The organism is Streptomyces olivaceus, from assembly GCF_000721235.1.
In the GTDB taxonomy this organism is placed as follows: Bacteria; Actinomycetota; Actinomycetes; order Streptomycetales; family Streptomycetaceae; genus Streptomyces; species Streptomyces olivaceus.
Genome location: NZ_JOFH01000011.1, coordinates 56072 through 68750 on the forward strand (window position 1 = coordinate 56072; position 12679 = coordinate 68750).

At 72.8% G+C, this 12679-nt stretch carries 8 protein-coding genes and 1 riboswitch; of the genes, 2 read left to right on the forward strand and 6 right to left on the reverse strand.

What is annotated here, in order from left to right; all coding sequences use genetic code 11:
- Positions 1–43 precede the first annotated feature (43 nt).
- Positions 44–2980, reverse strand: coding sequence for a bifunctional acetate--CoA ligase family protein/GNAT family N-acetyltransferase (locus IG94_RS0113885; protein ID WP_031035282.1), 2937 nt, complete (start codon positions 2978–2980; stop codon positions 44–46).
- Positions 2981–3175: 195 nt separating this feature from the next.
- Here IG94_RS0113885 and IG94_RS0113890 point away from each other — a divergent pair, with 195 nt between their 5' ends.
- On the forward strand, positions 3176–3457 hold the full coding sequence (locus tag IG94_RS0113890; protein WP_031035284.1) for an HPr family phosphocarrier protein: 282 nt from the start codon (positions 3176–3178) through the stop codon (positions 3455–3457).
- Between the two features lie 192 nt (positions 3458–3649).
- Here IG94_RS0113890 and IG94_RS0113895 read toward each other — a convergent pair whose 3' ends face one another.
- The 4 genes from IG94_RS0113895 to IG94_RS0113910 all read right to left on the reverse strand — a co-directional run bounded on the left by IG94_RS0113895 (position 3650) and on the right by IG94_RS0113910 (position 8425).
- On the reverse strand, positions 3650–4345 hold the full coding sequence (locus tag IG94_RS0113895; RefSeq protein WP_031035286.1) for a GntR family transcriptional regulator: 696 nt from the start codon (positions 4343–4345) through the stop codon (positions 3650–3652).
- Positions 4346–4553: 208 nt separating this feature from the next.
- The gene (locus tag IG94_RS0113900; protein ID WP_031035288.1) at positions 4554–5318 is read right to left on the reverse strand and encodes a M23 family metallopeptidase; all 765 of its coding nucleotides are present in this window, start codon (positions 5316–5318) and stop codon (positions 4554–4556) included.
- A 12-nt stretch (positions 5319–5330) separates the two neighbouring features.
- A riboswitch (cyclic di-AMP (ydaO/yuaA leader) is annotated at positions 5331–5495 on the reverse strand.
- A 192-nt stretch (positions 5496–5687) separates the two neighbouring features.
- Entirely contained in the window at positions 5688–7076 is a 1389-nt protein-coding gene (locus IG94_RS0113905) for a M16 family metallopeptidase (RefSeq protein WP_031035289.1), read from the reverse strand.
- The gene (locus IG94_RS0113910) at positions 7073–8425 is read right to left on the reverse strand and encodes a M16 family metallopeptidase (RefSeq protein WP_031035291.1); all 1353 of its coding nucleotides are present in this window, start codon (positions 8423–8425) and stop codon (positions 7073–7075) included. The genes IG94_RS0113905 and IG94_RS0113910 overlap by 4 nt, the downstream gene beginning before the upstream one ends.
- 306 nt (positions 8426–8731) lie before the next feature.
- On the opposite strand from IG94_RS0113910, the gene IG94_RS0113915 reads away from it, so the two are divergent.
- Positions 8732–11188, forward strand: coding sequence for a DNA gyrase/topoisomerase IV subunit A (locus tag IG94_RS0113915; RefSeq protein WP_031035294.1), 2457 nt, complete (start codon positions 8732–8734; stop codon positions 11186–11188).
- Positions 11189–11245: 57 nt separating this feature from the next.
- Here IG94_RS0113915 and IG94_RS0113920 read toward each other — a convergent pair whose 3' ends face one another.
- On the reverse strand, positions 11246–12400 hold the full coding sequence (locus IG94_RS0113920; protein ID WP_031035296.1) for a CobW family GTP-binding protein: 1155 nt from the start codon (positions 12398–12400) through the stop codon (positions 11246–11248).
- Positions 12401–12679 lie beyond the last annotated feature (279 nt).

Below are 12679 nucleotides of genomic sequence, written 5' to 3' on the forward strand. Positions count from 1 at the left end.
CCCGGCGCGGGGCGCGCCCACCAGGAGCCCGGCGGGTGCCGGGTCAGTAGGCGGGCAGGGTCCGCGGGCCGAGGTCGTCCCTGGCGGGAGGGGGTGCGAGGCGGACGGAGGCGCCCAGGACGCTGAGGCCGTGCGGGGCCACGACCACCGGTTCCAGGGTGACCGCGACGACCTCCGGATGGTCGTCGACCAGCCGGGAGACCCGCAGCAGGAGCTCCTCCAGGGCGGCCGCGTCCACGGGGGCCGAACCGCGCCAGCCGAAGAGGAGCGGGGCGGTGCGGACGGAGCGGATGAGGGAGGTGGCGTCCCGGTCGGTGACCGGAATCAGCCGGTGGGACATGTCGCCGAGCAGCTGCGTGGCGGCACCGGCGAGTCCGAAGGAGAGCACCGCGCCGGCCGCCGGGTCGATCACCGCGCGGACGACGGTGTCGACACCGCGCGGCGCCATGCCCTGCACCACCGGCCGCAGCTCCGCCGGCTTCCCGAAGAGCTCGGTCAACTCGTCGTAGGCCCGGCGCAGTTGCTCCTCGTCCGCGAGGTCGAGGCGTACGCCGCCCAGGTCGGCGCGGTGGCGCAGGTGCGGGGCGGTGGCCTTGAGTGCCACGGGGTAGCCGATGGCCCGCGCGGCGGACACGGCGTCGTCGGGGGCCGGGGCGGGCAGCGCGCGGTGGACGCGGATGCCGTACCTACCGAGCAGCTCGCAGGTCTCCCGCATCCCGAGCGTGAGCCCCTGCCCTCGCGCGAGGAGTCCGGCTATCTGCTGGGCGGCGCCCTTCTCGTCGATGTTCTCGTACTCCGGCACCCTGCCGGGGTCGAGTGCGTCGCGCCGCCACTGGGCGTAGGAGACGGCCTGCCCGAGGGCGCGGACGGCTCGCTCGGCGGCGGGGTACGCCGGGATGAGCCGGGCCTCCTCCGCGGGGGCGCGCGGCGCGACGGGCGGCGGGACGGGCGAGGGGGCGACGGAGGGCGGCGGTCCGGCGGGCCGGGCCCCGGGGGGCCGGGAGGCGGGGCGACCGGCCGATGGGGGCGACTGCGGGCCCGGGTCCGGGGCGGTGGGCCGGGGCGTGTCGTCGGGCGCCGGCTCGTCCGGCGGGCGGAGTGCCTGCGGGGCGGTGCTCGTCGCCGCCGAGAGGGCCTGGGCCAGGCCGCCCAGCTCCACGTGGACCACCAGCACGGGCTTGGTCGGGACCGCTGCCGCCGCCGAGCGCAGGGCCTCCGCCAGCGCGGCGTCCCCGGCCGCCCCCTCCCCCACCGTCGGGATCGCCGTCACCACCACCGCGTCGCACGTGTCGTCGGCCAGGGCCCGGGACAGCGCCGCGTGGAAGTCGTCCGCCGAGGCGGCCGTCGTCAGGTCCCGGGGCGGGTGCGGGCGCAGTCCCTCGGCGAGGCACGCGTCGTACGTCAGCAGTCCCAGTGACTCCGAGTTGCCCAGGATGGCCACCCTGGGTCCGGCGGGCAGCGGCTGGCGGGCGAGGAGCAGCCCGGCGTCCACCAGGTCGGTGATGGTGTCGACGCGGATCACGCCGGCCTGCCGCAGCAGCGCGGAGACCGTGGCGTGCGGCAGCCGCGTCGCCCGTACGGCGTGTCCCTGCGGCGCGACGCCGCCGTGCCGGGCCCCCTGGACCACGACCAGTGGCTTGGCGGCCGCGGTCCGCCGGGCCAGCCGGGTGAACTTGCGCGGGTTGCCGATGGACTCCAGGTACATCAGGGCGACGTCGGTCTCGGGGTCGTCGTACCAGTACTGCAGGACGTCGTTGCCGGAGACGTCGGCGCGGTTGCCGGAGGAGACGAAGGTCGACACGCCGGTGACGCCGGTGACCCCGCCGCCGCGCCGGTGCAGGCGGGACAGGAGCGCGATGCCGATCGCGCCGGACTGGGCGAACAGGCCGATGCGTCCGGGGCGCGGCATCTCGGGGGCGAGGGAGGCGTTGAGCCGCACGTCCGGAGAGGTGTTGATGATCCCGAAGGCGTTGGGCCCGATGATCCGCATGCCGTACGTGCGCGCGTGCCGCACGAGCGCGCGCTGGCGTTCGCGCCCGTCGGGGCCGCTGTCGGCGTACCCGGCGGAGACGACCACCAGCCCCTGCACTCCGTGTTCGCCGCACTCGGTGACGACCTCGGGGACGTGCTCGGCGGGCACGGCGACGACGGCGAGGTCGACGGGGCCGTCGATGTCGCGCACGGAGCGGCGTGCCGGGACCCCGTCGAGTTCCTTCTGGTCCTCGGGGAAGGCCTTGTTCACGGCGTACAGGCGGCCCGGGAAGCCCGCGTCCCGGATGTTGCCGAGGACGCTGCGGCCGACGCCGCCGGGGGCGCGGCCGGTGCCGACGACCGCGACCGAGCCGGGCTGCAGGAGCCGCTGGACGGAACGGGCCTCCGCGCGGTGCTCGCGCGCGTACTGCACGGCGAGTGAACGGTCCGTGGGTTCGAGGTCGAACTCGAGGCGGACGACGCCGTCCTCGAAGCTGCGCTTCTGCGTGTACCCGGCGTCCATGAAGACTTTGATCATCTTGGTGTTGGCGGGCAGCACCTCGGCGGCGAAGCGGCGGATGCCGCGCTCCCGGGCGACCGCCGCGATGTGCTCCAGGAGCGCCGAGGCGACGCCGCGCCCCTGGTGGGCGTCCTGGACGAGGAAGGCGACCTCGGCCTCGTCGGCCGGTGCCGGGGCGGGTGTTCCCCCGGCGCCGATCCGGTCGTAGCGTACGGTGGCGACGAACTCGCCGCCGATGGTGGCCGCGAGTCCCACCCGGTCCACAAAGTCGTGGTGCGTGAAGCGGTGGACGTCCTTGGCGGACAGGCGGGGATACGGCGCGAAGAAGCGGTAGTACTTCGACTCGTCGGAGACCTGCTCGTAGAAGCTGACCAGGCGCTCGGCGTCATCGACGGTGATGGGGCGGACGCGCGCGGTGCCGCCGTCGCGCAGCACCACGTCGGCCTCCCAGTGGGCGGGGTACTCGTGCCGGTCCGACGAGGTCTGCATGGGCCCCAGCGTACGGCTCGCGTACGGCGGGGGCGCGGGGCGTTCCGCGGCCCGCCCCGCGATGTGGGAAACTGGTCTAGACAAGACTGGTCTAGACAACTTGAGCCAAGCACCAACGTCGACAACTCAAGCTCTGCACCACGTCAAGCCCCTGCAACACCCGCACGCCTCTGAACACCTGAAGGGCAGCATCACATGGCTGAGCGCCGCGTCAACGTCGGCTGGGCCGAGGGTCTCCACGCCCGCCCCGCCTCCATCTTCGTCCGGGCCGCCACGGCCACCGGCGTCCCGGTGACGATCGCCAAGGCCGACGGGTCCCCCGTCAACGCGGCCTCCATGCTGGCCGTCCTCGGCCTCGGCGCCCAGGGCGGCGAGGAGATCGTCCTCGCCTCCGACGCCGAGGGCGCGGACGCCGCCCTGGACCGGCTGGCGAAGCTGGTCGCCGAGGGGCTCGAGGAACTGCCCGAGACCGTCTGACGGACAGCGACACCGCTCCGGAGGCAGCAGTACCTCTCCGGACGGAGCAGCACGGAAAGGCCCTCCCGGACCACCGGGTGGGCCTTTCCCTTTTCGGCCGCCCGAAAAGCGCGCGACGCCGACCCGTCCGCGCTTTCCGGGCAGCAGGAAAAGAGCTTCCGCATTTCCCGCTCTTTGTATACGGCGCCCGTGTTACTGCCGAACGCTCGCCGTGTTTACGCGAGGTTGCGCGTTCCTCACCCGCTCCGTCCGACCGCCCCCGGGGGCGAAGCGCAGCCGGTGCGCCGGCGTGGACCGCTCGGTGTGCAGCGCCATCAGCGCCCGGGCCCGTTCGCCGTCGCCCCTGGCCACCGCGTCGACGATCGCGCCGTGCTCCGCCCAGTACTCCACCGGCCCGGCCGGCGCGTCCACGGTGTACATCCAGGCGATCTTGTGGCGCAACTGGGTCAGCAGGGCCGTGAGGGAGGGACTGCCCGCGGCCTGGGCGAGCGTCTCGTGGAACCAGCCTCCCAGCGGGCGCAGTTCCTCGCCCGCGCCCTGCCTCGCCCGCTCCTGACCGAGGCGGACCAGTCCGCGCAGCACCCTGAGGTGGGCGTCGGTACGGCGCCGGGCGGCCCGGGCGGCGCCGAGCGGCTCCAGCAGGGCGCGGGTCTCCAGGAGGTCGGCGGCCTCCTGCGCGCTCGGTTCCGCGACGCACGCGCCCGCGTGCCGCCGGGTCACCACGAACCCCTCGGCCTCCAGGGTCCGCAGCGCCTCGCGCACGGGGACGCGCGAGACGCCGTACCGGCGGGCCAGGAGCTCCTCGGTGAGTCTGCTTCCGCGGGCGTGGACTCCGGTCACGATGTCGTCCCGGATCGCCGTACACACCGAATGCGCCGGAATACGCATGCCCGACCTCCGTCTTAATCCCCGTGCAACGTCGACGATTGACGTATTCAAACGACTCTAGGCCAATCGTGCGGGTATTCCGGCGGCGGAGCAGATTTCATGGATATTTTTTGGCCACGCGGGGCCGGCGCGTCGGCTGGAATGCGAAAACCCCGGCCCTCCCGTGGTTCCGGGAGGGCCGGGGCTCTCGGTGCCGTACCGTCCGCCGTCAGACGTCGACGCCGTGGGAGCGGAGGTAGGCCACGGGGTCCATGTCCGAGCCGTACTCGGGGGTCGTACGGGCCTCGAAGTGCAGGTGCGGTCCGGTGACGTTGCCGGTGGCGCCGGAGAGGCCGATCTGCTGGCCCGGCTCGACCGCCTGGCCGACCGAGACGCCGACGGAGGACAGGTGCCCGTACTGCGTGTACGTGCCGTCGTGCATCCTGACGACGACCTGGTTGCCGTAGGCCCCGCCCCAGCCCGCCTCGACGACGGTGCCGACGCCCACCGCGTGGACGGTGGTCCCGCTGGAGGCGTGGAAGTCGATGCCGGTGTGGCTGCCGGAGGACCACAGGGAGCTGCCGGCCTGGTAGGCGGTGGAGACGTAGGAGGCCGTGATCGGCGGGACGAAGGTGTTGAGGCGCTTGCGCTCCGCCTCCCGCGCGGCGCGCTCCTTGGCCTCGCGTGCCTCCTTGGCCGCCTCGGCGGCCCGCTCGCGTGCCGCCTCCTGGGCGGCCTCGCGGGCTGCGGCGTCCGCGGCGGCCTGCTTCTGTGCGACGGCCTGGGCGTCGATCTCGTCGGCTATGGAGTCGCCGATGGTGACGACCGGGGTGAGGCCGCTCTGCTCCACCTCGGGCTCGGCGGCGAGCGCCGGAGCCGCGAGGGTGCCGACGACGCCGGTGGTGGCGAGGGCCGCGACTCCCGCCGCGCGGGCGGTGGAGCGGTGCACCCTGCCGGCACGGCGGTGCTTCCCGGTGGCGCGCGTGAACGCCATGTAGAGGCTGGTCCTTTCCTTCCCTCTCGCCTACCGGGTTAGCTGACGGGTTCGGAGCAGGAAGGTCTCCTACGGACCCCCTCGCTGCGCGCGCGGGCGTCCGATTCACCCCAGGGACTGCGGTGGGTCCCCGGCTCCCCTGGCTCGCGCCGTACGGGGACTCGGCGATGACTGTCCGGTGCCGCGGATGCGGCGCACTGCACCTGACGGACAGCCCGGACGAAGCTAAGCGGGGCTGTCTTCAATCCTCAAACACAACCGGCCTTTTGTAGCGCACGCCACAGGGCAGAAGGGCAGCCACTCCCCCAATTCGGACAAACGGCGGCCCTGGTGACACTCCGGTCACCAGGGCCGCACATTCGCGCGCCGCTACTCGGCGGCCACCACGGTGACTTCACCGATGCCGAGGGCCTCCACGGGCTCCTTGATCTGCGCCGCGTCACCGACCAGGACCGTCACCAGGCCGTCCACCGGGAAGGCGTTGACGACCGCCGCGGTGGCCTCCACAGTGCCCGTGGCGACGAGCCGGCGGTAGAGCGTCGCCTGGAAGTCGTCGGGCAGGTGCTGCTCGACCTGGTCGGCCAGGGTGCTCGCCACGGCCGCCGCCGTCTCGTACTTCAGCGGCGCCACGCCCACCAGGTTCTGCACGGCCACGTCGCGTTCGGCGTCGGTGAGCCCCTCCTCGGCGAGCGTGCGCAGCACCGTCCACAGGTCCTCCAGCGCGGGACCGGTGTTGGGCGTGTCGACGGAGCCGCTGATGGCGAGCATGGCGGCACCCGTGCCGTCCGGCGCGGACCGCAGCACCTGCCCGAACGCCCGGACGCCGTAGGTGTAGCCCTTCTCCTCGCGCAGGACCCGGTCCAGGCGGGAGGTGAGGGTGCCGCCGAGGCAGTAGGTGCCGAGCACCTGCGCGGGCCACACGCGGTCGTGCCGGTCGGAGCCGGTGCGGCCGATCAGCAGCTGCGTCTGGACGGCGCCGGGACGGTCGACGATGACGACCCGGCCCCGGTCGTCGGCGGTGACCGCGGGCACGGGCCGCGGCTGCGCGGCCGAGCCGGTCCACGCGCCCAGGGTGTCGCCGAGCAGCGCGTCGAGATCGAGGCCGGTGAGGTCGCCGACGACGACCGCGGTGGCCGTGGCGGGCCGGACGTGCCGCTCGTAGAAGGCGCGTACGGCCGCGGAGTCGACGGCCTCGACCGTCTCCTCGGTGCCCTGGCGCGGGCGCGACATGCGGGAGTCCGCCGGGAACAGCTCCTTGGAGAGCTCCTTGGCGGCGCGCCGGGAGGGGTTGGCCAGCTCGTGCGGGATCTCGTCGAGCCGGTTGCGCACCAGCCGTTCGACCTCGCCGTCCGCGAAGGCGGGCGCCCTGAGGGCGTCGGCGAGGAGGCCGAGGGCCTTGGCGAGGCGGGAGGCGGGCACCTCCAGGCTCAGCCGTACGCCGGGGTGGTCGGCGTACGCGTCGAGGGTGGCGCCGCAGCGCTCCAGCTCGGCGGCGAAGTCCTCGGCGGAGTGCTTGTCGGTGCCCTCGGAGAAGGCGCGCGCCATGATGGTGGCGACGCCGTCGAGACCGGCGGGCTCGGCGTCCAGGGGCGCGTCGAGCAGCACCTCCACGGCCACGACCTGCTGGCCGGGCCGGTGGCAGCGCAGCACGGTGAGGCCGTTGCCGAGGCTGCCGCGCTCGGGGGCCGGGAAGGCCCACGGCTTGGGCTCGCCGGCCTGCGGGCGGGCGTGGAATTCCATGGTGGCGAGCTCGGTCACTTGGCCGCCTCCTCGTTCTCGTCGGTGGCGTCGTTCTCGTCGGCGGGGGCGGTGGGCTCGTAGACGAGCACCGCGCGGTTGTCGGGGCGCAGGCGGGCCTTGGCGACCTCCTGGACCTCGTCGGCCGTCACCTCCAGCACTCGCCCGACGGCGGTGAGGGCGAGCTGCGGGTCGCCGAACAGCACGGCGTACCGGCACAGTTCGTCGGCGCGGCCCGCGACCGTGCCCAGCCGGTCCAGCCACTCCCGCTCCAGCTGCGCCTGGGCGCGCTCCATCTCCTCTGCCGTGGGGCCCTCCTCGGCGAAGCGGGCCAGCTCCTCGTCGACGGCGGCCTCGATGACCGGCACCTCGACGTCCCCGGACGTCTTCACGTCCAGCCACCCCAGGGAGGGCGCGCCGGCGAGCCGCAGCAGGCCGAACCCGGCGGCGACGGCCGTGCGGTCGCGGCGCACCAGCCGGTTGTAGAGGCGGGACGACTCGCCGCCGCCCAGGACGGTGAGCGCGAGGTCGGCCGCGTCGCACGCGCGCGTGCCGTCCTCCGGGAGGCGGTAGGCCGCCATCAGGGCGCGGGCCGGCACCTCCTCCTCGACGACCTCGCGCAGCTGCGCGCCCATGACGTCGGGCAGCGAGCCGTCGCGCGGCGGCTGCTTGCCGTCGTGGGAGGCGATGGACCCGAAGTACTTCTCGACCCAGGCGAGGGTCTGCTCGGGGTCGATGTCACCGACGATCGACAGCACCGCGTTGTTCGGCGCGTAGTAGGTGCGGAAGAACGCGCGCGCGTCCTCCAGGGTCGCCGCGTCCAGGTCGGCCATCGAGCCGATCGGCGTGTGGTGGTAGGGGTGGCCCTCCGGGTAGGCGAGGGCGGTCATCCGCTCGAAGGCGGTTCCGTAGGGGACGTTGTCGTAGCGCTGGCGGCGTTCGTTCTTGACGACGTCCCGCTGGTTCTCCATCGACTCGTCGTCGAGGGCGGCCAGCAGGGAGCCCATGCGGTCGGCCTCCAGCCAGAGGGCGAGCTCCAGCTGGTGGGCGGGCATGGTCTCGAAGTAGTTGGTCCGTTCGAAACTGGTGGTGCCGTTGAGCGAGCCGCCGGCGCCCTGCACCAGCTCGAAGTGGCCGTTGCCCTTGACCTGGGCGGAGCCCTGGAACATCAGGTGCTCGAAAAGGTGAGCCAGGCCGGTGCGTCCCTTGACCTCGTGGCGGGAGCCGACGTCGTACCAGAGGCACACCGCCGCGACCGGGGTCAGGTGGTCCTCGGAGAGCACCACGCGCAGGCCGTTGGCCAGGCGGTGCTCGGTCGCTGTCAGGCCGCCGGAGCCTGCCTGGGCTGTGGCCGTGTGACCCATGGGCATGTACGTCCCTTCGATCGCGAAATCCTTGGCGGAATCACTGGTGGAATCAGCGGGCGGAACTGCGGGATTCCGCCGGTCCTGCCACTGTATGCAAGCGTGCGGGACACCGGTGGAGTTCCCGGCCGCCGTACGCCGAGAGCGAGAACGCGGTTGACGGTCCGGCGCGTCCGAGGGCGTACCCTGCGGGCAGCGCCGGGCCGGGGGCCGGGCAACCCGTGACGGGTCCTGGTCGGTCGCTGTCAGTGCCGCAGTCCACAATGGACCTCGTCAGATCACCGTTCACGCTTCAGCAAGGAGCCGGCAGCGATGGCCCGCCGTAGTACGAAGACCCCGCCGCCCGACGACTCGTACGAGGAGAAGATCCTCGACATCGACGTCGTCGACGAGATGCAGGGCTCCTTCCTCGAGTACGCGTACTCGGTCATCTACTCCCGCGCACTGCCGGACGCCCGCGACGGCCTCAAGCCGGTGCACCGGCGCATCGTCTACCAGATGAACGAGATGGGGTTGCGCCCCGAGCGCAGCTACGTGAAGTGCGCCCGCGTCGTCGGCGAGGTGATGGGCAAGCTCCACCCGCACGGCGACGCGTCCATCTACGACGCGCTGGTGCGCATGGCGCAGCCGTTCTCCATGCGGGTGCCCCTGGTCGACGGCCACGGCAACTTCGGCTCCCTGGGCAACGACGACCCGCCGGCCGCCATGCGGTACACCGAGTGCCGGATGACCGAGGCCACCAGCCTGATGACGGAGTCCATCGACGAGGACACCGTCGACTTCGGACCCAACTACGACGGCCAGGAGCAGGAGCCGGTGGCGCTGCCCGCCGCCTTCCCCAACCTGCTGGTCAACGGCGCCTCCGGCATCGCCGTCGGCATGGCCACCAACATGCCGCCGCACAACCTGCGCGAGGTGATCGCGGCCGCCCGCCACCTGATCCGGCATCCGAACGCCGACCTCGAAGCGCTGATGAAGCACGTGCCGGGCCCGGACCTGCCCACCGGCGGCCGGATCGTCGGCCTGCCCGGCATCCGGGACGCGTACGCGACGGGCCGCGGCACCTTCAAGATCCGCGCGACCGTGTCCGTGGAGACGGTGACGGCCCGCCGCAAGGGCCTCGTCGTCACCGAACTGCCCTTCGCGGTCGGCCCCGAGAAGGTCATCTCGAAGATCAAGGACCTGGTGGGCTCGAAGAAGCTCCAGGGCATCGCCGACGTCAAGGACCTCACCGACCGCGCGCACGGGCTGCGCCTGGTCGTCGAGATCAAGAACGGCTTCGTGCCGGAGGCGGTCCTGGAGCAGCTCTACAAGCTGACGGCCATGGAGGAGTCCTTCGGCATCAACAACGTCGCCCTGGTGGACGGCCAGCCCCTCACCCTGGGTCTCAAGGAGCTGCTGGAGGTCTACCTCGACCACCGGTTCACCGTCGTACGGCGCCGCAGCGAGTTCCGCCGGACCAAGAGGCGGAACCGGCTGCACCTCGTGGAGGGCCTGCTCACCGCCCTGGTCGACATCGACGAGGTCATCCGGCTCATCCGCTCCAGCGAGAACTCGGCGCAGGCCAAGCAGCGCCTGATGGAGCGCTTCGGACTGAGCGACACCCAGACCCAGTACATCCTGGACACGCCGCTGCGCCGCCTCACCAAGTACGACCGCATCGAGCTGGAGTCCGAGAAGGACCGGTTGAACGCGGAGATCGAGGAGCTGACCCGGATCCTCGACTCGGACGCCGAGCTGCGCAAGCTGGTCTCTGCCGAACTGGCCGTGGTGGCCAAGAAGTTCGGCACCGACCGGCGCACGACGCTGCTGGAGTCGAGCGGTACCCCGGTGGCCGCGGTGCCGCTCCAGGTGGCGGACGACCCGTGCCGGGTGCTGCTGTCCTCGACGGGCCTGCTGGCCCGCACGGCGAACGACGACGCCCTCGTCACGGAGAAGGGCGCGGGGCGCGTCAAGCACGACCTGATCGTCTCGGCGGTGCCGGCCACGGCACGCGGCGAGGTGGGCGTGGTGACGTCCGCGGGGCGCCTGCTGCGGGTGAACGTCGTGGACCTGCCCCAGCTCCCCGAGTCCATGCCGACGCCGAACCTCGCGGGTGGCGCGCCGCTCGCCGAGTTCGTGTCCCTGGAGGACGACGAGGACGTCGTCTGTTTGAGCACCCTGGACGAGTCCTCGCCCGGCCTGGCGCTCGGCACGGAACAGGGGGTCGTCAAACGGGTGGTGCCGGACTACCCGTCCAACAAGGACGAGTTGGAGGTCATCGCCCTCAGGGACGGCGACCGGGTCGTCGGCGGGGCCGAGTTGCGCACCGGGGACGAGGATCTGGTCTTCATCACCGACGACGCGCAGCTCCTGCGCTACCAGGCCTCGCAGGTACGCCCACAGGGCCGTCCGGCGGGCGGTGTGGCGGGCGTGAAGGTCGCCGACGGCGCCAAGGTCATCTCGTTCACCGTGGTGGACCCGGCGGCGGACGCGGTGGTCTTCACGGTCGCCGGTTCGCGCGGCACGCTGGACGACTCCGTGCAGACCACGGCCAAGCTCACGCCGTTCGACCAGTACCCGCGCAAGGGCCGCGCCACGGGCGGTGTGCGCTGCCAGCGGTTCCTGAAGGGCGAGGACTGCCTGGCCTTCGCCTGGGCGGGCACCGTCCCGGCCCGTGCCGCGCAGAAGAACGGGACACCGGTCCAGCTCCCGGACATCGACCCGCGCCGTGACGGCTCGGGCGTGTCGCTGCCGAAGACGGTCTCGGTGGTGGCGGGGCCTGCCTGAGGACCTGGCCTACTGAGGAACTTACGCACTGAGGAACATGCGCGCTGAGGGACCGCCTCAAGGAACGGCAGGCGGTTCCTCGGCGCCGGGGCCGCCGGCGCGGGAATCGGCCCCGTCCGGTTCCTCGCCGCCCGGCACCTCGCCGTCCGGTTCCTCGCCGTCCGGGGTGCGTACGTAGCGCAGGACGCCCCACATGCCGTGTTCGTCGGCGGGCGGGGCGTCGGCGGCCCTGCGGCACGCGTCGAGTTCCCCGCCGAGGGCCGGTGCGTCGATGCCGGAGCCGATGAGGACGAGCTGGGTGCTGCGGGCGCCGGCCGGGCCCGCGGCCGTCCAGGGCTCCGGGTAGAAGCGCAGGAAGCGGCCGACGGCGTGGACGGCGTACCGGTTGCGGGTGTCGTACGGGCCGAAGTCGACGTACCCCTTGATCCGGTAGAGGCCCTCGGGCCGGCTGTCCAGGAACCGCATGAGCCGGCGCGGGTCGAGCGGCACGTCGGAGACGAACGAGAGGGTGTCGTAGTCGGCGTGCAGATGCCCGGCGTGCGCGGCGCCGCCCGCGGCGTGGTCGTGCAGGTCGTCGAAGGAGAGCTGGCCGACCCGCTCCTCGGCGGGCCGGCAGTCGTACAGGAACTCGGGGTCGACACGGCCGTAGGTGGCGGGCACCACGGCGGCGCCCTCGGCGAGCGAGCGGACGAGATCCAGTACGCGTCCGGCGTCCGGGGCCCGGTCGGTCTTGTTGACCACGACCAGGTCGGCCAGCGCCAGGTGCCGGTCGATCTCGGGGTGCCTGGCGCGGGTGGCGTCGAACTCGGCGGCGTCGACGACCTCGACGAGTCCGCCGTAGACGACCTGGGGCTGTTCACTGGCGAGCAGCATGCGCACCAGCTCCTGCGGCTCGGCGAGACCGCTGGCCTCGATGACGACGACGTCGATACCCGCCTCGGGCCCGGTCAGCCGCTCCAGGTACCCGTCCAGTTCGCTCACGTCGACCGCGCAGCACAGGCATCCGTTGCCGAGCGAGACGGTGGAGTCCCCGAGGGCGCCGGCGACGGCCATCGCGTCGATCTCGATCGAGCCGAAGTCGTTGACGACGGCGCCGATCCGGCTGCCTCCGCTGCGGTGGAGGAGGTGGTTGAGGAGTGTGGTCTTTCCGGAGCCGAGGAATCCGGCGAGTACGACGACCGGAACCTGCTGCGGAGTCGGGCGCTGCCCCACCGTGCGACCTCTCTCTCACCTACGCGTACGCCGGTCCCCGACGGGAGTACACCCGCGTACCGGACTGCCCTGTTCAGGATACGAGTCGGCCCGGTATCCGCGGAGTGAACGATTGTCAGCAGGGCGTGCCGGGCAAACGTTCTGCAGGCGCGGGACCGTGCGACCCTCGTTCCCTCCGTGCGCCGCCTCTCCGCCTCCCCGCCGGTCAGCGCCGCTCGGCACTCTGGAGGCGGCAGCACCACCCATCGCTCGCCGGTCCCCGTCAGCCGACCCGCACTC